Below are 22,182 nucleotides of genomic sequence, written 5' to 3'. Positions count from 1 at the left end.
ACGGGCGGATGTCCCCGCACAAGAGCCGCCGCTCTCCTTACATATCCCTGCACGACACGCCACTGAGGTGCTCGAAGGAGGATGGCCCATGGCCGTCGACTACGCGGTGATCGTCATATACCTGGCCGGAATGCTTGCCATGGGCTGGTGGGGCATGCGCCGCGCCAAGTCCAAGAGCGAATTCCTGGTGGCGGGTCGCCGCCTCGGCCCCGGCATGTACTCCGGCACGATGGCGGCCATCGTCCTCGGCGGCGCCTCCACCATCGGCGGCGTGGGCCTCGGCTACCAGTACGGCCTCTCCGGCGCCTGGATGGTCTTCACCATCGGCCTCGGGCTCCTCGCCCTCAGCATCTTCTTCTCCGCGCGCATCGCCCGCCTGAAGGTCTACACGGTCAGCGAGATGCTCGACCTCCGCTACGGCGGGGGCAGGGCCGGGATAATCTCGGGCGTCGTCATGTGGGCGTACACGCTCATGCTCGCCGTCACGTCGACCATCGCGTACGCCACGATCTTCGACGTCATCTTCGACATGGACCGCGGCCTGTCGATCATCCTCGGCGGCACCATCGTCGTCGCGTACTCGACGCTCGGCGGCATGTGGTCGATCACGCTGACCGACATGGTGCAGTTCGTCGTCAAGACGATCGGCGTGCTGCTCCTGCTCCTGCCGATCGCGGTCGTCAAGGCCGGCGGCTTCAGCGAGATGAAGGCACAGCTGCCCACCGAGTACTTCGACCCGCTCGGCATCGGCGGCGAGACGATCTTCACGTACGTGCTGATCTATACGTTCGGCATGCTCATCGGCCAGGACATCTGGCAGCGCGTCTTCACCGCCCGCAGCGACAAGGTCGCGCGCTACGGCGGCACGGTCGCCGGTACGTACTGCCTGGTCTACGCCCTCGCCGGCGCGGTCATCGGTACGGCGGCCAAGGTCCTCTACCCGGACCTCGCCCACGCGGACGACGCCTTCGCGACGATCGTCAGGGACGAACTGCCCATGGGCGTACGCGGCCTGGTCCTCGCGGCGGCGCTGGCGGCCGTGATGTCGACCTCGTCCGGCGCGCTGATCGCCTGTGCCACTGTCGCCAACAACGACATCTGGTCGCGGCTGCGCGGCGCGGTCTCCCGCGAGAAGGACGTCGAAGCCCACGACGAGGTGCGCGGCAACCGCGTCTTCATCCTGATCATGGGCATCGCGGTCGTCTGTATCGCCATCGCCCTGAACAACGTCGTCGAGGCACTGACCGTGGCCTACAACCTGCTGGTCGGCGGCCTGCTGGTGCCGATCCTCGGCGGCTTGCTGTGGAAGCGCGGCACGGTGCACGGCGCCCTGGCGTCCGTCTGCGCCGGTGGACTCGCGGTCGTCGGCCTGATGTGGTGGTACGGAATCCTCGCCAACGAGCCCGTCTACTACGGCCTGTTGCTGTCGCTCGCGGCGTACGTCGTCGTCAGCCTCGCCACTCCGCCGACGGACGCCGCCGTCCTGGCCGCCTGGCGCGAGCGGCTGGCGGGGCGGGGCGCCGAGCTGGAGCCCGAGCCCCAGTCCGAGTCCGTCCCCACGCCGGGTTAAAGTCAGATAATGCAACGAAGCGTACGAAAGAAGGCAATTCACATGAGCAGCAGCAGCGAACAGCAGTTCCGCGGCCCCGTCGACTCCTCCCGCATCCCGCGGTACGCGGGCCCGGCGACGTTCGCGCGGCTGCCCCGCCTCGACGAGGTCGGCACCGCCGATGTCGCCATCGTCGGCGTGCCTTTCGACTCCGGGGTCTCCTACCGCCCCGGCGCCCGCTTCGGCGGCAACGCCATCCGGGAGGCGTCGCGTCTCCTGCGCCCGTACAACCCGGCGCAGGACGCGTCGCCCTTCGCGCTCGCGCAGGTTGCCGACGCCGGTGACATCGCCGCGAACCCGTTCAACATCAACGAGGCCGTCGAGACGATCGAGGCCGCGGCCGACGACCTCCTCGGCACCGGCGCCCGCATGATGACGCTCGGCGGCGACCACACCATCGCCCTTCCCCTCCTGCGCTCCGTCGCGAAGAAGCACGGCCCGGTGGCCCTGCTCCACTTCGACGCGCACCTGGACACGTGGGACACGTACTTCGGCGCGGAGTACACCCACGGCACGCCGTTCCGCCGGGCCGTCGAGGAGGGCATCCTCGACACCGAGGCGCTGTCCCACGTCGGTACGCGCGGTCCGCTGTACGGCAAGCAGGACCTGACCGACGACGAGAAGATGGGCTTCGGCATCGTCACCTCGTCCGACGTCTACCGGCGCGGCGCCGACGAGGTCGCCGACCAGCTCCGCCAGCGCATCGGCGACCGCCCGCTTTACATCTCCATCGACATCGACTGCCTCGACCCGGCCCACGCGCCCGGCACCGGCACGCCGGAGGCGGGCGGCATGACCTCCCGCGAGCTGCTGGAGATCCTGCGCGGCCTGTCCTCCTGCAACCTGGTCTCGGCGGACGTCGTCGAGGTGGCGCCGGCGTACGACCACGCCGAGATCACCTCCGTCGCCGCCTCCCACACGGCGTACGAGCTGACGACGATCATGTCCCGGCAGATCGCCGCCAACCGCGCCCAGGGCGCGGAGCAGAGCGCGAAGTAATCTCACCGCCGGAGCCGGCACCGGCCCGCCCGCCGCGCACACGCGCGTACGGCGGGGCCGGCCGCGGCACGCGACCGGAACGTCGGCACCGGGCCGGGAGGCCCGGCCCGGAAGGGATGTACGCATGACCCACGACCACGACCTGGTCCTGCGGCCCACCGCCGCGCAGACCGAGGCGGCCCTGAACCCGCCGGCCGGCCGCAACGGCGGCGACCTCGTCGTCGAGACCCTGACCGGCCTCGGCGCGACCACCGTCTTCGGCCTCCCGGGCCAGCACGCGCTGGGCATGTTCGACGCCCTGCGACGGTCCTCCCTCTCGTACATCGGCCTGCGCGTCGAGAACAACGCGGGCTTCGCCGCCGACGCGTACGGCCGGATCACAGGCGAAGCGGCCCCGCTGCTCCTGTCCACCGGGCCGGGGGCCCTCACCTCGCTCGCCGCGCTCCAGGAGGCGGCAGCGGCGTCGGCGCCCGTACTCGCGATCAGCAGCCAGATCCCGTCGGCGGGGCTGGGCGGCGGCCGACACGGCTACCTGCACGAACTGCGCGACCAGAAGGCGTCGTTCCGCGACATCGTGAAGTCGGTCCACACGGTCCGCACGGCGTCGCAGATCCCGTCCGCGATCGCCGAGGCGTGGGAATCGGCCCTGACGGCCCCGCACGGCCCGGTATGGATCGAGATCCCCCAGGACGTACTCCTGGCGGAGACGACTCTTCCCCCCGTCACAGCCATGGACGCGACCCCACACGAACTGCCCCCGCGCCCCGAACTGACGGCCGTGGCAGCCCACTTGCTGTCGACGGCCGCCCGTCCGGCGATCATCGCCGGTGGCGGTGTCGTACGCTCCGACGCGTCCGGCAAGCTGCTCGCCCTCGCGAAGAAGCTGAACGCACCGGTCGTCACGACGTTCGGCGGGAAGGGCGCGTTCCCGTGGGAACACCCGCTCTCGCTCCAGTCCTGGCTGGAGGACCGCCACACGACGGACTTCCTGGAGGACGCGGACGTACTCCTGGTCGTCGGCAGCGGCCTGGGCGAACTTTCCTCCAACTACTTCACGTTCGCCCCGCGCGGCCGGATCATCCAGATCGACGCCGACCTCGGCAAACTGGAGTCCAACCACCCGGCACTCGGCATCCACGCGGACGCCCGCCTGGCGCTCTCGGCGCTGCTGGAGACGGCGGAGGACCGCGAGGACGAGCAGGCACGGGAGCGAGTGGCGACGGTGCTGTCGAAGGTCCGCGCCCGCATCGCAGCCCAAGACCTCCCCCTCGAACAGCAGCTGCTCGCCTCAATCCGGGAAGCACTCCCCGCCACGTCCCCCAGCTTCTGGGACATGACGATCCTGGCGTACTGGGCCTGGTCGGCGTTCGACCCCCGCCACCCCAACACCATGCACTCGGCGCAGGGCGCGGGCGGCCTCGGCTACGGCTTCCCGGCGGCGCTCGGCGCGGCGGCGGCGGACCGTACCCGTCCCGTACTCGCGGTCTCCGGCGACGGCGGCGCGATGTACTCCATCGCGGAACTCGCCACCGCCCGCCAGCACAACCTCCCGGTCACCTGGCTCATCGTGGACGACGGCGGCTACGGCATCCTCCGCGAATACATGACCGACGCCTTCGACGAGGCCACCGGCACGGAACTCGCACGGCCGGACTTCATCGCCCTGGCCGAAGCCTTCGGCGTACCGGCTGTGCGTACGTCGCCGGAGGCGATCGGCGAGGACCTGGCGAAAGCCTTCGCGACGCCCGGGCCCACGGTGGTCGTCCTCCCCGCCCTCCTGCGGATGTTCGAACCGACGCATCTCTGAGCCTGCACGGGGTCACGCCAGGTCACTTCATCAGTGGCCTGTGCGTAGCCTCGTACTCGCCCAGCCGGTTGTGGAAGCCCCTGATGAAGTCGCCATGCTGTGCAGAGGGGAGCGTGGCGGGGTACCGGCCGTCGGCCGGTATGAAGTCCACGATCGCCCGGAAGAAGTCGTCGGCCGCCTTTGCGTACTTCCCGCCGCGCCCGCGTGCCTCACTGACGTGAGCGGCCGCTTTCGCCAGTCGATAGGTCAGCTGCTCCTCGGGGTTCTGCTGCGCCCTGTCGAAGTAGGCCGCTTCCGCCAGCTTCAGATTGCTCCTGTGGCCGCTCACAGCCCGCAACGCGTGCAGGGTCCGCCCACAACTGCCCGCAGAGATAAGCGACGCTCGGCTGCCCACCCGCCATGTCTTCCCCTCCTCCTCGCCGGCCTTGCCCGGCGACCGCGGACACCGCCTACCCCGAACGTCTACCCGGGGAACTTTCGTGCCCACCGCAGTCGCCAGGGCCCTGGACCTTGAGCTCGGCCCAGACCGACTTGCCGATGCCGTTACGACGCGGGCAGCAGCCCCAGCGTTCCGCCAGGGCGGCGACGATGGCGAGGCCCCGGCCGTGCTCGTCGACGGCCCCCGCCTCGGCCGAGCGGGGCTCGGGACGGCGGTGGTTGGCGTCCGCGACCTCGACACGGAGCATTCCGTCGTAGCGCGCGAGCCGCACACCGATCTGGCGACCGCGCGGAATGCGGGCGTGCTGGAGCGAGTTCGTGACCAGCTCCGAGAGCAACAGCTCGGCGGTGTCGGCTACTTCGCCGCGGATTTTCCATGTGGAGAGCTGACGACGCAACAGCGCGCGTGCACGCCCCGCACTGCGAGGGCTGTGTGGCAGTCGCCACCCGACTTCGACGGTATTCGTGATCGACATGGCCGTCCTCCAGGCCTCTCTAGAGATGTTGCGAGTGAAGCGCGGCGAGCGGATGCGGGTCAAGGCATCTCTAGAGATGTTCGTGATTGGTCGCGTGTGCCCATGGGGTGGCGGCTCGTGGCTGGAGACAGCTGCTTAGGATGTCTAGGGATGATCAGAGGGGACTCTCCATGGGTAGCCAGGGCGCCGACCGACGACAGCCCAAGTACCAGCGCATCGTCGCCGAACTGAAGGCGGCGATCGAGGCGGGGGAGTACGGTCCGGGAGACCGTCTGCCCGGAGAGAACGACCTCATGGCCACGTACGCCGTCGCGCGGATGACCGCGAGGCAGGCACTCGGCGTCCTCCAGTCGGAGGGCCTGGTCGAAGCACGTAAGGGTTCGGGTGTCTTCGTACGGGAGTTCAGGCCCATCCGGCGCCGGGGCGTGCAGCGGCTCTCATCGACGTTGTGGGGAATGGGGCAGTCCGTCTGGGCGGCCGATACCGAGGGCCGGGACCTGGTGGTCGACCTGATCTCGGTGACGGAGGAGGCAGCGCCGGACGGGATCGCGCGTGTCCTCGGTATCCCGGAGGGTGCGCCCGTGTGCGTCCGCCGCCGTAGGTTCGTCCTCGACGGCAGGCCGGTCCTCCTGGCCACCTCCTACCTCGACGCCGAACTTGTCGCGGGAACGACGATTACCCAGGCGGACACCGGCCCCGGCGGCATCTACGCCCGCCTCGACGAGGTCGGCTCCAAGCCGGTCCGTTTCCGCGAGGAAATCCGCTCACGCATGCCGAGTGCGGAGGAGTCCGACCGGCTCGGCCTGGCGCTCGGCACCCCGGTCGTCCTCATCTGTCGCACGGCCTTCGCCGAGCGAGGCCGCGTGGTCGAGGTGAACGAGATGGTCCTGGACGCGTCGGCGTACATCCTGGAGTACGACTTCGACGCGTGACCCTGCGGATGTTCGCACCGACGCACCGACGCACCGACGCACCGACGCACCAAACGCCGGCGGTGGTCGGCCGACGGCTGCTTCGACGCATGAGTCCGACAACGCCACCGGCACGGAGCTCGACCGACGTCGACGGCAGCTGAGTAGGGTCGGGGACTGGAAACGGAGCGTCAGCCACCGCGCCAGTCCCCGACCCTGCTCAGTGGCGGGTGTGTCAGCTGCGGTTTGGGGGCGAAGGCCGCCAGGGGCGTGCCGGAGGCGGGCTCCGCCTTCGGCGTCCTCCCGGCTTTGTGGCGCGAACGGGCCGACTCAGCCGCCCAGCAGGCTGGTGTACGCAGCTTCCGCCGCGCGTGCCGGGACGGCGTCGGCGGGGGCGTGGGCCAGGAACGTGCTCGTGGCGCCTGAGAGCAGGATGCGCCCCCCGTCGAGCACGGTGACATGGTCGGCTTCCTCGGCCAGGTCGGCGACGTCATGGGTGGACATCAGCACGGACACCTCATCGGTGAGGCCGTTCAGGACATTCCTGAAGACCCGCCTCTGACGGGGGTCCATACCCGCCGTGGGCTCATCGAGGAGGAGCACCCGGGCGTCGTGCACCAGGGCCGCCGCCACGCCCACACGGCGTAGCTGACCGCCCGAGAGCTGACTGCTCTTTACGTCGGCCTTGTCCATGAGCTCGACCCGGTCGAGCGCGCGTGCCGCCTGGTCCCAGGCGTCGCGGCGGTTCATGCCCTTGAGCCAGCCGACATAGGCGACGTACGAGCGGGCCGTCAGGGAGGGCATGGGTGTGATGTCCTGCGGCATCCACGCGACGGCGCGGCGGTAGGCATTGGTCTGGGAGTCCAGGCCGTCGAGAGTGACGGTGCCGGAGCGGGGGCGGGTGACAGAGGCGGCCAGCTTCAGCAGCGTCGACTTTCCGGCTCCGTTGGGCCCCAGCAGAATCGTCAGGCCGGAGGGAAGCCGGTAGCTGAACTCCTTCAGGATGGGCGAGCTCCAGCGCCGGTAGGCATAGGTGCAGGAGGTCAGTTCGAGAGTCATGCGAACTTCCTTGAAGTACGGAGCTGGGCGAGGATGCCGACGATGAGCATCAGGACGGCGCCGGCTGCGGCGTGCGGGGCGCCCACGGGCTCGGGGACGATGGTCCAGGGGTAGGGGTCGTTGGAGGTACGGAAGCCGACCAGCACCACGGTCATCAGCCAAGCCGTGGGAAGCAGCGCACCCGACTGGCGGAACAGAGCGCGGCCCAGCAGCATCAGACCGGTCAGGAAGGCGACATTGCGTCCCGCTGCCTGAGCCACCTGCGAACCGGTCAGTGCTCCCAGTGCGAAGCTCGCCGATACGGCCGCGGCGACGACGGCGACGACGAGTGCCGTGTCCCGCAGTGCGACCCGGCGGATCCCGCTGATCTCCGGCGCCTTCATGCGCGATTCGAGACTCATCATCAGGGCCGCCACCAGCGGGATCGGGACGAAGACGGCCAGCCGGACGGTCACAGAACCACTGGATCCGAAGCTCGGCAGTGCGCTGGCCTTGTCCTGGATCAGCAGGAGGAAGACAAGGAAGGCCGCCATGCCCACGGGGAGGACACTGTGAGCCCGTCGGGCTCGAAACCACCACATCACTCGGCGCCCTTACTGCATGCGCGGTTCAGACTCTGTTCGAACCAAGCGCCCTGCTGCTGGGCGGACGCGCGCTTGATCTTGTCGACCCCTTCGCGGATCTGGGACTGCTCCGCGGGGGTCAGGCTGCTCGGCTGCTGTTCCTGCTGCATGCGATCGCGGTAGGCGGCTTCCTCGCCGGTCACCTCGGCAGTCCACAGTCCGAGGGACCGCGCCGTGACCGGATCGGGATGCCTGCACGAGTAGTGCAGTGCGGAGCGCATCACCTGGAACCGTACGTTTCCGTGTCGCCCACCCACGGACAGTGCGGCTCTCCAGACCTTTGACGTGGAGGGGCGGGGATGTCTCCCATCCGCAGATGTATCGGTGATCAGCTCCGGGTTCGGCACCCCGACCGCCCGGTAGTCCTTGAGTACGGATTCGGCGTACCGGTGCACGGAGTCGATGTTGTCGGCCGTGCCCTCCGCCATGCATACCTTCGGCGCGTGGCCCACGCACGTCAGCGTGCCGTATCCGGTCAGCAATGGAGGGGTCGGACCCCAGCCCTGAACCATGTGCTGGGCACCCGTCGTCCCGGCGAAGGCCAGGGCGCCGGCGAGCGCCACGCGCAACAGCAGGACGCGCACCGGCAGCCACAGAAGGGCCACGGCGCCGGCGATGCTGCCGGTAAAGAGGATGTGCGGCATCAGCGTGGCGGGGCCGGCCACTTCGCCGAACATGGGAATCTCGGGGTACTGGCCGGAGACATGGCGCTTCCACCATTCTCCGGTGGTGACGGTCGACCCGACCACGATGAAGGTGAGCACGGCGGCCACCGGCGCAGCGATCATGTGTGGCGCATGGCGGCCGATTCCGAATCCGATGGCGGCATGGGCTACACAGACGGTCATCGCCATCAGCAGGGGATACGCGCTGCCGAGCGTGGGAAGAGTGCCGGTCTCAACCAGCGCCATGGTCACGGGCAGCACCAGCATCAGCCAGGCGAGCAGGAGTGCGGGAAGAAGCGCCTGCGCGGCGATGTGATAACGGGAACGGGTTGGCGCCATCTCCCAGATCTTGCTCTTGGCCAGCCGCCCACTCTCCCACACCGCCAAGGCCGCCACCGTGGCGTAGGCGAAGGTGTACAGAGGCCCCAGCGCGTTGGCGACGAGGGTGGGCGCGTAGCCAAGGTGGCCAGGGCGAGGGCCGGAGCTGCCGAAGAAGTAACTGAGCAGGGTGAGGGCTATCGCGAAGGGGGCGAACCAGAACGCGCTGCTGGCGCGCAATCGTGCGAGAAGGCTCAAGGGACGGTCTCCTGGGGAGCGGTGCCAGATCACACGGCGGCGTGGCCCCCATGGGAGTCCCCGCCGCCGCACGTCAGTTGTCAGCTATCAGCTGTCAGCCAGAGTGGTGTCGACGTCAACGTCCCGGACCCACAGCTGGTTGGACCCGCCGATGGTGCCGATCTTGAAGTAGTAGTTGTTGACCGGAAGGCCGCTGAACGTTCCCGCGCTGACGGAAGTGCTGTTATCGAAACACTTGGTGAAGGTGTGGTCTCCCTTGTAGTTGTCGTAGTTCAAGGCGACGTCCTCCCACAGGTTGACGTCCACGCTCGTTGCGTAGCCCTGGTCGCATCCCGTGAAGCGGATCTCCGTGTACTGCTGGTCGTCCCATCTGCGGGACTCGAAGCCCGACATCACACCATCTAGATTGCTGCTCCAGTTGGCGAACGCGGACGGCGCCAGCGTCAGCACCAACGTACTGAACCATGCCGCCAACAATGGCTATGCGTGACTTCTGCATGCGGAACACACCTTCTCTTTTGCATGGTTGAGCAGGGGAAATGCGCTGAGTGATCATCAGCGAGGGCGGAGCGTACGTTGTTGGCGTGGGCGCGTCAACGTCGGTTCTTCGGCTCGAGAAGTGTTCACCGACCGGATGCCCACCCGGCGTCCGGTGATCCTTGGCGAGCCGGCGGGGGCAAGAGCGTGCTGCTGATCCGGCTGCTTCAGGGCCTCATCGAACGCCGCACCGGCAACTCCTCGGTGTCCGTGCTGTTCTCCCTGGCCTCCTGGAATCCCCGCCAGCCGTTGAAGACCTGGCTGGCCGAAAGCTGCGCCGCAACTGTCACGCCCAGTCGAGCCGTTCGGTGTCGATCACGTTGAAGCCGACCCACTCAGCGACCATCACCGTCGACACCTTGTCGGTGCTCTCCCGCTTCCGGATCGAGTTCCACGACTGCCCTGCACCCGCAGCGACGCGCTCTTCGAGCTGACGGATGCGGCGTTGTGCACGGACGGCCCGGTTAAGCGCGGCTGCCGTGGGCTTCGAGCTGAAGCCCGTACAACCTTTCGGCCCCCGAAGTGTCTTCTTCACCAGACGCACGAGGGGACGGAAGACCACACCATGACGCACAGCCGAATAACGCGCGCCGCGATCGCCGCAGCACTGGCCGGGGGCGTGCTCGCGCCGCTCGCCGCCGCGGCGCCCGCCGCTGCCGCCACCGCGCCGACGGTGGTCTGCACCTCGGCGAAGACCGGGCTCGCGGCCAAGCTGACCACGGGCATCACCGAGGCGCTCAAGGGGCGGAAGTCCACGACCGCGATCTCGCTGTACGACCGCACCACCAAGACCAACTGCACCCTGCGCGCCACGCAGAAGTACGACTCGGCGAGCGTGGTCAAGGTGACCGTTCTCGCCACGCTGCTGTGGGACGCGAAGAAGACCAACCGCTACCTGACGTCCCGCGAGGCCACGCTCGCCACCGACATGATCACGAAGTCGGACAACAACGCCACCAGCACGCTGTGGCGGCAGCTCGGCATGACGAAGATCAAGGGTTTCCTGGCCGCCGCCGGGATGACCCAGACCGTGCCGGGCACCGGCGGCTACTGGGGCCTGACCCAGATCACCGCCCGCGACGAGCAGAAGCTGCTCGCGCTGCTCACCGCGAAGAACACCGTCCTGAGCGACAATTCGCGGAAGTACACCCTCGGTCTGATGGGCAAGGTCATCTCCTCCCAGCGCTGGGGCACTCCGGCCGGCGCCCCGTCCACCGCCAAGATCCAGGTCAAGAACGGCTGGCTGCCCCGCTCCACGCACGGCTGGCGGGTCCACTCCATCGGCGCGTTCACCGGCAACGGCCACGACTACGCGATCACGGTGCTCACCCACGACAACGCCACCATGAACGACGGCGTGAACACCATCCAGGCCGTGTCCCGCGCGATCCACAAGGCCCTCAACCCGACGGCCTCCCCATCGACCCTGTACGCCCCGACTCAGACGCCCCGCGAGGCGATCCCGGCGGTGCCGAAGTCCTGACGGACCGGTTCCGTCAGGCGGCGGTGGTACGTGCGTGGAAGGCGACGACGGACGTGTCACCGTCGAGCTCCACGCTCAGCGAGGCCTCCATTGCCCGCGCCAGCCGCGCGAGCAGCGGCAGCGTCGGCATGGTGCCGCCCAGCTCCAGCTTGGAGATCTGCGGCTGCGTCATGCCGGCGCGCTGCGCGAGCTCGGTCTGCGAGATCCCCAGCTCGGTACGCCGGTCGTACACCGCCTGACCGAGATCGAATGCGAGGCTGATCTCTTCGCGCCGTTTGGTCACCTCTGGATCTTCCGAGATGCCCTGGGCGACCTTCCGGTCCCTGGCGAGCTTCCAATGAGCGTGACTCACCATCACACTTCTCCTCTCTTGACGGCACGCGTGAATTCCTCGTGCGCGGACTCGTGCTCGGCTGCGCAGATTGTCCTGGCCCGCTTGGCACGCGCGACCTCGGCGTCTTCGCGCGGCCGTGTCTTGCGGAAGACCGTCAGGAGTACCACCCTCCGCCCTGGTGCGAGCCAGTACGGGATCCGTATGGCGTCGCGGTTGTTGCCCAGATCGAAGCGCAGCTCCCGGACCCCATCGCCCAAGTAACGCGAGTATGGCTCACCGAGAGTCGTCGGGTGGTTCAAGAGTCGATTGGTCACGTGCTCGACTACGAGATAGTCCGAATCGGACAGGTTCATGAGCCACAGCCGGACCTCCGGCTCGATCTCGACCACAAAAGGATCTTCCATGCAGCCGAATGTATAGATACTCCAGTGTATGACTCGAGGAAACAGTCAGGAAGTCCGCCGAACGAGTGACGGGGTCCTAGGACCAGAGACCCGTATTCGCAGCGGCGGGATGAAATCCGCACCTCACCGCGTTGGTGACTTCCGGTAGGGCAGGACGATCGGGAGGCATCAGCGTGGCGTCGGCGGCAGATCAAGGGTGGGCACGGCGGCTGGCGGGCTATGCCTGGAGGTACCGGCGCAATGTCGTGCTCGCACTCGTATCGTCGCTCGGCGGCATGGCCGTCATGGCGCTCGTCCCGCTGATCACCAAGGTGGTGATTGACGACGTCATCGGGGCCAAGACGCGCTCCCTCGCCGTATGGACCGGGCTCCTCATAGTCGCCGCCGTCGTCGTCTACGGCCTCACCTACATCCGCCGCTACTACGGCGGCCGCCTCGCCCTCGACGTCCAGCACGACCTCCGCACCGAGATGTACGGGACCATCACCCGCCTCGACGGACGCCGCCAGGACGAGCTCTCCACCGGTCAGGTCGTCGGCCGCGCCACCAGCGACCTCCAGCTCATCCAGGGCCTCCTCTTCATGCTCCCGATGACCATCGGGAACTTCCTGCTGTTCTTCATCTCGCTCGGGATCATGGCGTGGCTCTCGCCGCTCCTCACCCTCGTCGCCCTCGCCGTCGCCCCCGCCCTGTGGTTCATCGCCAAGCGCAGCCGCACCCGGCTCTTCCCGGCCACCTGGTACGCCCAGGGCCAGGCCGCCGCCGTCGCCGGCGTCGTCGACGGGGCCGTCTCCGGTGTACGCGTCGTGAAGGGCTTCGGCCAGGAGGACCAGGAGACCGGCAAGCTGCGCGAGGTCAGCCGGCGGCTCTTCGCCGGGCGCATGCGGACCGTACGGCTGAATTCCCGCTACACCCCCGCCCTCCAGTCCGTGCCCGCCGTCGGCCAGGTCGCGATGCTCGCACTCGGCGGCTGGCTCGCGACGCGCGGCGAGATCACCCTCGGTACGTTCGTGGCCTTCTCCACCTACCTCGCCCAGCTCGTCGGTCCCGTCCGCATGCTCGCCATGGTCCTCACCGTCGGACAGCAGGCCCGCGCCGGTGTCGAGCGCGTCCTGGAGCTGATCGACACCGAGCCGTCCATCGAGGACGGGACCAAAGAGCTTCCCGCCGACGCTCCGGCCACCGTCGAGTTCGACGACGTGTCGTTCGGCTACGACGACGACCGGCCCGTCCTCGACGGCTTCTCTCTCGAAATCCGGTCCGGCGAAACCGTCGCCGTCGTCGGCTCCTCCGGCAGCGGCAAGTCCACCGTGTCGCTGCTCCTGCCGCGCTTCTACGACGTGTCCCACGGCGCCGTACTCGTCGGCGGGCACGACGTCCGCGAGCTCACCCTCGACTCGCTGCGGGCCGCCATCGGGCTCGTACCGGAGGACAGCTTCCTGTTCTCCGACACCGTCCGCGCCAACATCGCGTACGGCCTGCCGGACGCGACCGAAGAGCAGATCCTGACCGCCGCCCGCGCCGCCCAGGCCGACCGCTTCATATCCGAGCTGCCGAACGGCTACGACACCACCGTCGGCGAACACGGCCTCACCCTCTCCGGCGGCCAGCGCCAGCGCATCGCCCTCGCCCGCGCCATACTCACCGACCCCCGCCTGCTCCTCCTCGACGACGCCACGTCCGCCGTGGACGCCCGCGTCGAGCACGAGATCCACGAGGCGCTGAAGTCCGTCATGGCCGGGCGTACGACGCTGCTCATAGCCCACCGCCGCTCCACCCTGAACCTCGCCGATCGCATCGCCGTGATCGACGGCGGCCGCCTGTCCGACATCGGTACGCACGAGGAGCTCCAGGAGCGCTCGGCGCTCTACCGGCGGCTCCTCACCGACCCCGACGAGCTCGGCGGCGTATCGCCCGGGCACATCCTCACCAAAGCGCCGGATCCGGCCGAAGACCGGTCCGTGCAGGCCGAGCTGGACGCCGAATTCGACGCCGAGCGCGGCATCACGCCCGAGCTGTGGGTACGGGACGAGACCTCGCCCGACGACCGCGCGGCCACCGACCACGCGCCGGGGATGCCGGCCACGCCCGAGCTGCTCGCCCAGGTCGAGGCGCTGCCGCCCGCCAACGACGTACCCGCCGTCGACGAGATGCGCGCCGTCCAGCCCGAGGAGTCGTACGGCCTGCGCCGCCTCCTGCGCGGCTTCGGGCTGCCGCTGCTGGTCAGCCTCGCGCTCGTCGCCGTGGACGCCGGCATGGGGCTGCTCCTGCCGGTCATGATCCGGCACGGCATCGACGACGGCGTCACCAAGCTCGCGCTCGGCGCGGTCTGGGCGGCGGCCGGGCTCGCGCTGCTGTCCGTCGTCGTGCAGTGGATCGCGCAGACCGCCGAGATCCGGATGACCGGCCGGACCGGTGAGCGCGTGCTCTACGCGCTCCGCCTCAAGATCTTCGCCCAGCTCCAGCGCCTCGGCCTCGACTACTACGAGCGCGAGCTGACCGGCCGCATCATGACCCGCATGACGACGGACGTCGACGCCCTGTCGACGTTCCTCCAGACCGGCCTCGTCACCGCCTTCGTCTCCGTCGTCACCTTCTTCGGCATCATGATCGCGCTCCTCGTCATCGACGTGCAGCTGGCCCTGGTCGTCTTCGCGACGCTGCCGGTGCTGATCATCGGTACGTACTTCTTCCGCAAATCGAGCGTCAAGGCGTACGAGCTGGCGCGCGACCGCGTCGGTCTCGTCAACGCCGACCTCCAGGAGTCCGTGTCCGGGCTGCGCATCGTCCAGGCGTTCCGGCGCGAGCGCACGGGAGCCGAGCGGTTCGCCAAGCGCAGCGACAGCTACCGGCAGGCGCGCGTGCGCGGCCAGTGGCTGATCTCCATCTACTTCCCGTTCGTGCAGCTGCTGTCGTCCGTCGCCGCCGCCGCGGTGCTGATCGTGGGCGCCGGGCGGGTGGACGCGGGCACACTCACCACCGGCGCACTCGTCGCGTACCTCCTCTACATCGACCTGTTCTTCGCGCCCGTACAGCAGCTCTCCCAGGTCTTCGACGGATACCAGCAGGCCACGGTCTCCCTGCGGCGCATCCAGGAACTCCTCCAGGAGCCCACCTCGACCGCCGCGGCCGACCGGCCCAGGGAAGTCCCGTCGCTGCGCGGCGAGATCGCGTTCAAGGACGTGCGGTTCCAGTACGGCGGTGACGGCGATGAAGAGGAGGCGCTCAGCGGCATCGATCTGCGGATCCCGGCAGGCCAGACCGTCGCGTTCGTCGGCGAGACCGGCGCGGGCAAGTCCACGGTCGTCAAGCTCGTCGCCCGCTTCTACGATCCGACCTCCGGGCGGATCACCGCCGACGGCACCGACCTGCGCGACCTCGACATCACGGCGTACCGGCACCGCCTCGGCGTCGTGCCGCAGGAGGCGTACCTCTTCGCGGGCACGGTCCGCGACGCCATCGCCTACGGCCGGCACGACGCCACCGACGCCGAGGTCGAGGCGGCGGCCCGCGCGGTCGGCGCGCACGACATGATCGCCACGCTCGATGGCGGCTACCTGCACGAGGTCGCCGAGCGCGGCCGCAACCTCTCCGCCGGCCAGCGCCAGCTCATCGCGCTCGCCCGCGCCGAACTCGTCGACCCCGACATCCTGCTGCTCGACGAGGCGACCGCCGCCCTGGACCTGGCGACCGAGGCCCAGGTCAACCAGGCGACGGACCGTCTCACCGGCCGCCGTACCACCCTGGTCGTCGCCCACCGCCTGACGACGGCGGCGCGCGCGGACCGGGTGGTGGTCATGGACCACGGCCGGGTCGTCGAGGACGGCACGCACGACGAACTGCTGGCCCTGGAGGGGACGTACGCCCGCCTGTGGCGCACCTTCGTGGGCGAGGACGAGCCGGCGGCCGTCTGAGTACGTTCAGCGGGGAAGATGAGTAGCGGAGCCGGTCCCTCAGCGGGGCCGGCTCCGCTTTGATCAGGGCATGAACAAGGTCGACCACGCCGGCTGGATGCGCGACGTCAACACGCCCCCACCCGCGTCCCGAACCGCCGTCCGCCTGCGCCTCGCCTCCGTCTTCGCGGCCGTGCTGCTGATACCCGGCACCGTGGTGGCGTGGCTGGTTTCCGTCTCCACCGAACAGGGCGGGCGCTGCCTCATGTACGGCGGCGACGCGTGCGGAGCTTCGCCCTCCGGCTGGGCGTTCGTGGCGGCGCTCGTCGCGGCGTTCGTGGCGTGCTGCGTCACCCTGTTCGTACCGTCGCGCACGGCGCGTGCCGAGCGGGTCCGCCGGGCGGCCCTGTGGACCCAACTCGCCATGGAGGCGATGTTCCTGGTGCTGGTCCTCAGCCTCGGCTGAGACTCCTGATCCCGGAGGTATTCCGCGTCGGAAGGTCGAACCTGACCTCCAGACAGGCAACAGGAATCGGTTGTCCCGAACCTTCGTGCGGAAGTCCCGCAACCGCGCCGTGTTTCCCAAGCGTCCGTACGCACGTACGCTCATGTGGGGGAAGGGGACACGTGTGTTCGCTGCGGCAAGTGGGGCGATGAGAAAACACCTGATGTACGGACTTGCCATCGTGATCGCGGCGGCGGGACTGACTCTCGCGAGCCCCGGCACCGGGAGCGCCGAGGCGGCCTCTGCCGGATCCGCCTGTTCCGGCCGGAAAGTGAAGACGGTCAGCTTCGCCACCGGAGAACTGCGCATCTACAAGAGCCGCCGCTACGCCTGCGCCATCACCGTCTCCAAGCGCCCCGGCGTACGGCAGACCATGACGGTCACCATCCAGGCGCGCGGCAGCCGCACCGCCAGGGACAGCGGACGCTTCACCCACCGCGCCGGACCGGTGACGGTCTACGCCCTCAACCGCTGTGTACGGGCGCATGGTTCGGTAGGTGCGCGGACGGCATCTACCGGCTGGATTCTCTGCTGAGGCTGGTGGTACGGGAGTTGCCCGGCTAGGTTCGCCCCGTCGTCTGTGACTGAACAGGGGAGGGCGAATGCGCAAGGCGCGCAGCATGCTGCTGTCGTTCGCGGTGCTCATAGGCACCATCGGACTTGGCAGCGCACCGGCCGGGGCGGTCACCACCGCAGAGCCGGAGCAGGACATCAAGGAGCGAATACTCGCGATACCGGGCATGAGCCTGGTCGAGGAGAAGCCGTACACCGGCTATCGCTATTTCGTACTGAACTACACCCAGCCGGTCGACCACCGGAACCCGTCCAAGGGCACCTTCAAGCAGCGCATCACCCTGCTGCACAAGGACACCAACCGCCCGACGGTCTTCTTCACCAGCGGCTACAACGTCTCGACGACCCCTCGCCGCAGTGAGCCGACGACGATTGTCGACGGCAACCAGGTCTCGATGGAGTACCGCTTCTTCACTCCGTCCCGCCCCGCGCCCGCCGACTGGTCGAAGCTGGACATCAAGCAGGCCGCGAGCGACCAGCACCGCATCTTCACCGACCTGAAGAAGATCTACTCCAAGAAGTGGATCTCGACCGGCGGCTCCAAGGGCGGCATGACGGCGACGTACTACGAGCGCTTCTACCCGCGCGACATGGACGGCGTCGTCGCGTACGTCGCCCCCAACGACGTGGTGAACAAGGAGGACGCGGCGTACGACCGCTTCTTCCAGGGCGTCGGCACCAAGGAGTGCCGTGACGCGCTCAACGCCGTACAGCGCGAGGCACTTGAGCGGCGCGGCCCGCTGAGCGCCAAGGTCAAGGAGTGGGCGGACGCCAACAACGCCACCTTCAACACCGTCGGCAGCCTGGACAAGGCGTACGAGTCCACGGTCCTCGACTTCGTGTGGGCCTTCTGGCAGTACAGCAAGGAGAGCGACTGCGCGGACGTGCCCGCCGCGGACTCCTCCGACCAGGTCATCTACGACTACGTCGACGCGATCTCCGGGTTCGCCGCCTACAGCGACGACAGCCTGGCGACGTACACGCCGTACTACTACCAGGCGGGCACCCAGCTGGGCGCGCCGCAGATCAAGTACCCGCACCTCGACGGCCTCATGAAGTACGGCCCGGACTTCTTCCAGCCGCGTGTCTACGTGCCGCGCGACATCCCGATGAAGTTCAACCCGCGCGCGATGCGGGACGTGGACAGCTGGGTGCGGCACAACGCCACACGGATGCTGTTCGTGAACGGCCAGAACGACCCGTGGAGCGCCGAACCCTTCCGCCTCGGCAAGGGCGCGCGCGACTCGTACGTCTACACCGCACCCGGCGCCAACCACGGCGCCAACGTCGCGGGCCTCGCCCCCGCCGAGAAGGCGAAGGCGACCGCCGCGATCCTCGAATGGGCGGGCGTGGCCCCGGCCGCCGTCCAGGCGGACCCGGCGAAGGCCAAGCCGCTGGCACGGTACGACGCGAAGCTGGACAAGCGCGACGTGGAGCAGCGGCAGACGCTGCGCCCGTAACGCAACGCTCGAACGGCTGCGTCCGCCGTGGTTTCACACCCGGCGGGCGCAGCCCACCGCTTTCTCCCCGCCCAACTGGACGTACAACGCCGTCGCCGGCGGGCACTGCGCGCGCCGCTGCACGGCGGCCTCCACTTTGAACTGCGGGGCCATCTCGCCCGACCCGTCGCACGGCGTCTCCCTCACCTGCCCCTTGCGCGCCGTGTAGACGCAGTCCCCGACGACGGTCCGCGGCCCGCCGCCATTCCCCGGATCGCCCGGATGCGGCTCCTCGAGATTGCGCATGCACGCGAACCCGCGCGGGACGGCCCCGTCGCCGTCTTCATCGAACGAGGGCCGGCTCTCCGAGATGTGCAGCACGAAGTCCGTAAGGGGTGGGCAGGCCGGCCCGTCGGCATGGGGCCCCACGTGCCGGGCGAGCACCCGGGCAGCAGCCTTCTCGCTCGCGCAGGACACCTCACGGAAGTCGGGCCCGCGCGAGCCGCACTCGCCGATGCCGAGGAAAGTGGCTCCGTAACCCGATGGTATGACCGTGTCGGCGAGACTGTTGTCGGACAGGTCCTCCTGACCGGATGGCGACTTCTGACAGCCGGTCAATGCCGAACCGACCACCATCCCGGCGATGACGAGCAGCAGCAGCGGCGCGCACGCCACCCCCCTGAACCGATCCGTGCGAAGTCGACGCATGCAGAACCCCCCGGTACGTCCACCCAGCGTGACCCGCCGGAGCGGGCGCACGCCAGGCGCGCGGGGGGGCTTTGGGCCACTTGGGGGTGGTGCGGCGGTGGTCCGGCGTACGGCGGCGTACGCCTGATACGTACGTCCGCGTCCGCTAATACGTCAGTCCGTGGCCCACTGGATACAGCACCTTCGCCGGATCGTCCGCGCGCTGTATCGGAACGGGCAGCTTCCCTCCGGGCTCGCTATGGCCGGCGATGACCCGCACAGCCGCTCGCAGTTCCACATCGGTCCAGGAGTACGCGGCGACGCTCGCGCCGAACCCCGTCCCGACGAGCTGGGCGATGTCGTACGGATTGCGGATGGCGAGGGCGACGACGGGCACCCCGGTCGCGGAGAGCTCGCGGACGAGCGTGCGCTGGGGACTGGTGGCGGAGACGTTGTACGTCCCCACCACGACCACGTCCTTGCCCTTGGCCGCGGCCACCGCTTCCTTGATCTTCGCCTGGGTCGGGGTGATCCCGGTGGACAGGGCCGTGGCGGTGAAGCCGAGTTCGGTCAGGGCTTTGGCGATGACGGTGGTGGGCGGCCCGGTGGTCGCGGTGGGGGACGCGGGATCGGCACCGACCACCAGCACATTGCGGTGCGTACGACGGCTGAGCGGCAGCAGCCCGCTGTCATTGGCGAGCAGGGTGGTGGTCCCCTCGGCGATCCGGTCGGCGGCGTCGACGTGGGCCCGCGCGCCGACGGTCCTGTCGACGTCCTTGTGCGAGACGTAGGGGTCGCGGAACAGCCCGAGCTTGGCCTTGAGCAGCAGAATCCGCAGGATCGATTCCTCGACCCGCGCCATGCTCAATTCCCCGTCCCGCACGGCCTTGAGGACGGCGTTCCAGGCGACGGGCAGGTCCGGAGGGTTCAGCAACTGGTCGCACCCGGCGAGGAGCGCGAGGACGGGCACCCGGTCGTCGCCGTACTTCTGGCGTACGCCCGCCATGGCGAGGGAGTCGGTCACGACGACCCCGTCGTAGCCGAGGCGCTCGCGCAGAACACCGGTCAGGATCGGCTTGGAGAGCGTCGCCGGGTCCTTGGCCGGATCGAGAGCCGGTACGACGATATGCGCGGTCATGATCGAGTCGATGCCGGCGGCGATGGCGGCCCGGAACGGCGGCGCGTCCAGCTCCTCCCACTGCTCGGCGGTGTGATGGATCGTAGGGAGGGAGTAGTGGCTGTCGTCCTTGGTGTCGCCGTGCCCCGGGAAGTGCTTGGAGGTGGCGGCGATTCCGGCGCCCTGATAGCCCCTGACCTGCGCGGCGACCATTCCGGCGACGGCCTGCGGGTCGGACCCGAAGGACCGTACGCCGATGACGGGGTTGGCAGGGTTGACGTTGACGTCCGCGACGGGCGCGTAGTTCTGCACGATGCCCATGGCCGCGAGCTCGGCGCCCGCGATCTGCGCCGCCTTGCGCGCGTCGGAACGCGACCCGCCGGCCCCGAGCGCCATCGCGCCCGGCACGAGGGTCGCGGGCTTGCCGACGCGGGCGATGATGCCGTGCTCCTGGTCGGTGGAGATGAGGAGGGGGACGGGGGTTTCCTGGGCGAGCCCGGCGCGCTGAATGCCGTTCGACAGGTCGGCGATCTGGTGAGGGTCGCGGGTGTTGTGCGCCCAGGCGAAGTAGATGATGCCGCCGACGTGGTACTTCGCCACCAGTTCGGCGGCGGTCCTGACCCCCATCTCCTTGAGATTCAGATCGATGTCGACCTGGTCGGGTGCGGTCGCGGAGTGCCCGTACGCCCGCATCACGAAGAGCTGGCCGACCTTCTCTTCGAGGCTCATCCGGGAGATGAGGCGCTTGAGCCGTTCCCGCCCGGCGCCCCTGACGGACTCGTCGCCTGTGGTTGTGGCCGTGGTTCCGGCTGTGGTTCCGGCTGTGGATGCGGCTGCGGCCGTGTCCGAGGCAGCGGCGGGAGTGGAGCTGATGGCGGTCGCGGCCACTGCGGCGGCGGTCGCGGTGAGCAGGGTGCGTCTGGAGGTGCGGTCGTGGTGCACGTGAGCTCCTTACGGACGGCCGTACTCGACAAGGGAGTTGAAGGAAACTTCCAAGGAGTCACGGATATCCGGAAACTAACTGCCAGGTCAAGGGTGCGGCAGCACATAGGAGCGAGGACCCCCCGCAAAGGGGAGCCGCCACTGGCGCATTCGGAGGGGGGCGCACCAGTGACGGCTGTGCTGCCGGCCGCAGGCGGCTGGAGAGGGGAGTCGGCGATCGCAGCCAGCAGCGAGTGCCGACACCGCTGTGCGGAGACTCACCGGCAGTACGCCCGGTTGGACGGCGCCGGTTCGCCGCAGGTTCCCGCCGCTACGGAGATTTAGCGGAAATGGTGCGGATGGGTATGGGTGGGGCGGATGGGTATATGGGGTTTGGGTTTTGGGTTTTGGGTTTCCGGTTTGGGGTGCGGATTGGTTGGGACAACCCACCCCACCCCACCCCGCCGTCCAGGAGCACCGCCGGGCAGCGCCCCCGCTTCGGCTGAAGGAGCGGGGCAGGCTTCGGGTGGCCTGGGGCGTTGTTTGCTTCTGGTGTGGGGGCCGCCTTTTCGGAGGGTGGCGGCGGAGGTCCGCCCCTCAAGAGCGCTCCTGCGTCGCGTCGCCTGCGGCGATTGCGCTGCGCTTAACCCTTGACCGCCGGACCTCCGCCGCAATGCTTCTGGGGGGCGGCCCCCCGGGGGGAGCCCACGGGGAAGGCTCGGGAAGTGGCTGGTGTGCCGCTGCCGTCCGACGGGTGTGTGGGTCGGGCGCACCACGTCTAGGGGGCGGTGCGGCCCCAGGCTCGGCGGGTGCGGGGACGGCCGCTGGTGCGTCATCCCCATTCCGACGTACACGAGCACCCACGCCGACGGCGGGCTGGTCCGTCCGGTCGACCTGCGGACTCATGACCGCGTGCGTGGGGCGCGAAAGTTCAATGGGGGGACTCGGGGGGTTCGGCGTCCGCCCCGGCCGGTGGTCGGTTGGGCCTCAAGCCCGTTGCTGATGTGGATGGGTGGTGAGGCACCGAATGCGACTGCGGAGCCCAGCAAATGGATCACACGAGCCGCCCTCCGAGCCGCCCGAGTCACCCGAGTCACCCGAGTCACCCGAGTCAGGGTGTGGGTAG

20 protein-coding genes are annotated in these 22,182 nt (G+C 69.1%); 9 read left to right on the top strand and 11 right to left on the bottom strand.

The window, feature by feature from the left end; translation table 11 throughout:
- The first annotated feature begins 88 nt into the window (after positions 1-88).
- The 3 genes from J7E89_RS05540 (at position 89) to J7E89_RS05530 (ending at position 4,415) form a co-directional block, all read left to right on the top strand.
- A complete protein-coding gene (locus J7E89_RS05540; protein ID WP_214969017.1) occupies positions 89-1,570 on the top strand; it encodes a sodium:solute symporter in 1,482 nt (493 codons plus the stop codon).
- Between the two features lie 42 nt (positions 1,571-1,612).
- Entirely contained in the window at positions 1,613-2,608 is a 996-nt protein-coding gene (speB, locus tag J7E89_RS05535) for an agmatinase (protein ID WP_214969015.1), read from the top strand.
- 124 nt (positions 2,609-2,732) lie between these two features.
- On the top strand, positions 2,733-4,415 hold the full coding sequence (locus tag J7E89_RS05530; RefSeq protein ID WP_214969013.1) for a thiamine pyrophosphate-binding protein: 1,683 nt from the start codon (positions 2,733-2,735) through the stop codon (positions 4,413-4,415).
- 22 nt (positions 4,416-4,437) lie between these two features.
- Here the strand turns inward: J7E89_RS05530 and J7E89_RS05525 are convergent, their stop codons facing one another.
- Both J7E89_RS05525 and J7E89_RS05520 read right to left on the bottom strand, forming a co-directional pair.
- Positions 4,438-4,743 carry a hypothetical protein gene (locus J7E89_RS05525; protein ID WP_214969011.1) on the bottom strand — a complete coding sequence of 102 codons (306 nt, stop codon included), beginning with the start codon at positions 4,741-4,743 and terminating at the stop codon, positions 4,438-4,440.
- Between the two features lie 121 nt (positions 4,744-4,864).
- Entirely contained in the window at positions 4,865-5,329 is a 465-nt protein-coding gene (locus J7E89_RS05520; protein WP_214969009.1) for an ATP-binding protein, read from the bottom strand.
- A gap of 170 nt (positions 5,330-5,499) precedes the next feature.
- Here J7E89_RS05520 and J7E89_RS05515 point away from each other — a divergent pair, with 170 nt between their 5' ends.
- Positions 5,500-6,261 carry a GntR family transcriptional regulator gene (locus J7E89_RS05515; protein ID WP_214969007.1) on the top strand — a complete coding sequence of 254 codons (762 nt, stop codon included), beginning with the start codon at positions 5,500-5,502 and terminating at the stop codon, positions 6,259-6,261.
- Positions 6,262-6,570: 309 nt separating this feature from the next.
- Here the strand turns inward: J7E89_RS05515 and J7E89_RS05510 are convergent, their stop codons facing one another.
- From J7E89_RS05510 to J7E89_RS05490, 5 genes are all read right to left on the bottom strand, one after another.
- Positions 6,571-7,299 (bottom strand): ATP-binding cassette domain-containing protein, encoded by a 729-nt coding sequence (locus tag J7E89_RS05510; protein ID WP_214969005.1) that lies wholly within the window; start codon positions 7,297-7,299, stop codon positions 6,571-6,573.
- Entirely contained in the window at positions 7,296-7,832 is a 537-nt protein-coding gene (locus tag J7E89_RS05505) for a hypothetical protein (protein ID WP_251060143.1), read from the bottom strand. The genes J7E89_RS05510 and J7E89_RS05505 overlap by 4 nt, the downstream gene beginning before the upstream one ends.
- A 47-nt stretch (positions 7,833-7,879) precedes the next feature.
- On the bottom strand, positions 7,880-9,163 hold the full coding sequence (locus J7E89_RS05500; RefSeq protein WP_214969000.1) for a hypothetical protein: 1,284 nt from the start codon (positions 9,161-9,163) through the stop codon (positions 7,880-7,882).
- 87 nt (positions 9,164-9,250) lie between these two features.
- Positions 9,251-9,613 (bottom strand): hypothetical protein, encoded by a 363-nt coding sequence (locus tag J7E89_RS05495; RefSeq protein ID WP_214968998.1) that lies wholly within the window; start codon positions 9,611-9,613, stop codon positions 9,251-9,253.
- A 373-nt stretch (positions 9,614-9,986) separates the two neighbouring features.
- A complete protein-coding gene (locus tag J7E89_RS05490) occupies positions 9,987-10,244 on the bottom strand; it encodes a hypothetical protein (protein ID WP_214968996.1) in 258 nt (85 codons plus the stop codon).
- A 21-nt stretch (positions 10,245-10,265) separates the two neighbouring features.
- Between J7E89_RS05490 and J7E89_RS05485 the strand changes: the two genes are divergently transcribed.
- Positions 10,266-11,183: a serine hydrolase gene (locus J7E89_RS05485; protein WP_214968994.1), complete on the top strand. Its 918-nt coding sequence runs from the start codon at positions 10,266-10,268 to the stop codon at positions 11,181-11,183.
- A 13-nt stretch (positions 11,184-11,196) separates the two neighbouring features.
- Here J7E89_RS05485 and J7E89_RS05480 read toward each other — a convergent pair whose 3' ends face one another.
- Complete coding sequence (locus J7E89_RS05480; protein ID WP_214968991.1) at positions 11,197-11,538, bottom strand: helix-turn-helix domain-containing protein; 342 nt, start codon at positions 11,536-11,538, stop codon at positions 11,197-11,199.
- Positions 11,538-11,921 carry a type II toxin-antitoxin system RelE/ParE family toxin gene (locus J7E89_RS05475; protein WP_214968989.1) on the bottom strand — a complete coding sequence of 128 codons (384 nt, stop codon included), beginning with the start codon at positions 11,919-11,921 and terminating at the stop codon, positions 11,538-11,540. Before J7E89_RS05475 ends, J7E89_RS05480 begins: the two co-directional genes overlap by 1 nt.
- 173 nt (positions 11,922-12,094) lie before the next feature.
- Between J7E89_RS05475 and J7E89_RS05470 the strand changes: the two genes are divergently transcribed.
- The 4 genes from J7E89_RS05470 to J7E89_RS05455 all read left to right on the top strand — a co-directional run bounded on the left by J7E89_RS05470 (position 12,095) and on the right by J7E89_RS05455 (position 18,352).
- Positions 12,095-15,835: an ABC transporter ATP-binding protein gene (locus tag J7E89_RS05470; protein ID WP_214968987.1), complete on the top strand. Its 3,741-nt coding sequence runs from the start codon at positions 12,095-12,097 to the stop codon at positions 15,833-15,835.
- A gap of 70 nt (positions 15,836-15,905) precedes the next feature.
- Positions 15,906-16,280 (top strand): hypothetical protein, encoded by a 375-nt coding sequence (locus J7E89_RS05465; protein ID WP_214968985.1) that lies wholly within the window; start codon positions 15,906-15,908, stop codon positions 16,278-16,280.
- Positions 16,281-16,482: 202 nt separating this feature from the next.
- A complete protein-coding gene (locus tag J7E89_RS05460) occupies positions 16,483-16,854 on the top strand; it encodes a hypothetical protein (protein ID WP_251060142.1) in 372 nt (123 codons plus the stop codon).
- A gap of 67 nt (positions 16,855-16,921) precedes the next feature.
- Positions 16,922-18,352: a S28 family serine protease gene (locus J7E89_RS05455; RefSeq protein WP_214968981.1), complete on the top strand. Its 1,431-nt coding sequence runs from the start codon at positions 16,922-16,924 to the stop codon at positions 18,350-18,352.
- A 33-nt stretch (positions 18,353-18,385) separates the two neighbouring features.
- On the opposite strand, the gene J7E89_RS05450 is transcribed toward J7E89_RS05455, so the two are convergent.
- Together J7E89_RS05450 and J7E89_RS05445 are read right to left on the bottom strand one after the other, a co-directional pair.
- Positions 18,386-18,967: a hypothetical protein gene (locus J7E89_RS05450; protein ID WP_214969468.1), complete on the bottom strand. Its 582-nt coding sequence runs from the start codon at positions 18,965-18,967 to the stop codon at positions 18,386-18,388.
- A 217-nt stretch (positions 18,968-19,184) separates the two neighbouring features.
- Positions 19,185-21,077 carry a glycoside hydrolase family 3 protein gene (locus J7E89_RS05445; RefSeq protein WP_214968978.1) on the bottom strand — a complete coding sequence of 631 codons (1,893 nt, stop codon included), beginning with the start codon at positions 21,075-21,077 and terminating at the stop codon, positions 19,185-19,187.
- Positions 21,078-22,182 lie beyond the last annotated feature (1,105 nt).

The organism is Streptomyces sp. ISL-100, assembly GCF_018614615.1.
Taxonomy (GTDB): domain Bacteria; phylum Actinomycetota; class Actinomycetes; order Streptomycetales; family Streptomycetaceae; genus Streptomyces.
The sequence above is the reverse complement of the archived record's forward strand: the minus strand, read 5'-3'. Positions and strand labels throughout refer to the sequence as shown.

What these genes read in the sequence shown, in the direction of transcription:
- J7E89_RS05510 (WP_214969005.1), bottom strand. Translation starts at nt 7,299, where the DNA reads ATGACTCTCGAACTGACCTCCTGCACCTATGCCTACCGGCGCTGGAGC.
- J7E89_RS05520 (WP_214969009.1), bottom strand. Translation starts at nt 5,329, where the DNA reads ATGTCGATCACGAATACCGTCGAAGTCGGGTGGCGACTGCCACACAGC.
- J7E89_RS05505 (WP_251060143.1), bottom strand. Translation starts at nt 7,832, where the DNA reads ATGGCGGCCTTCCTTGTCTTCCTCCTGCTGATCCAGGACAAGGCCAGC.
- J7E89_RS05540 (WP_214969017.1), top strand. Translation starts at nt 89, where the DNA reads ATGGCCGTCGACTACGCGGTGATCGTCATATACCTGGCCGGAATGCTT.
- J7E89_RS05460 (WP_251060142.1), top strand. Translation starts at nt 16,483, where the DNA reads ATGTACGGACTTGCCATCGTGATCGCGGCGGCGGGACTGACTCTCGCG.
- speB (WP_214969015.1), top strand. Translation starts at nt 1,613, where the DNA reads ATGAGCAGCAGCAGCGAACAGCAGTTCCGCGGCCCCGTCGACTCCTCC.
- J7E89_RS05485 (WP_214968994.1), top strand. Translation starts at nt 10,266, where the DNA reads ATGACGCACAGCCGAATAACGCGCGCCGCGATCGCCGCAGCACTGGCC.
- J7E89_RS05465 (WP_214968985.1), top strand. Translation starts at nt 15,906, where the DNA reads ATGAACAAGGTCGACCACGCCGGCTGGATGCGCGACGTCAACACGCCC.
- J7E89_RS05480 (WP_214968991.1), bottom strand. Translation starts at nt 11,538, where the DNA reads ATGGTGAGTCACGCTCATTGGAAGCTCGCCAGGGACCGGAAGGTCGCC.
- J7E89_RS05515 (WP_214969007.1), top strand. Translation starts at nt 5,500, where the DNA reads ATGGGTAGCCAGGGCGCCGACCGACGACAGCCCAAGTACCAGCGCATC.
- J7E89_RS05455 (WP_214968981.1), top strand. Translation starts at nt 16,922, where the DNA reads ATGCGCAAGGCGCGCAGCATGCTGCTGTCGTTCGCGGTGCTCATAGGC.
- J7E89_RS05530 (WP_214969013.1), top strand. Translation starts at nt 2,733, where the DNA reads ATGACCCACGACCACGACCTGGTCCTGCGGCCCACCGCCGCGCAGACC.
- J7E89_RS05475 (WP_214968989.1), bottom strand. Translation starts at nt 11,921, where the DNA reads ATGGAAGATCCTTTTGTGGTCGAGATCGAGCCGGAGGTCCGGCTGTGG.
- J7E89_RS05450 (WP_214969468.1), bottom strand. Translation starts at nt 18,967, where the DNA reads ATGGTGGTCGGTTCGGCATTGACCGGCTGTCAGAAGTCGCCATCCGGT.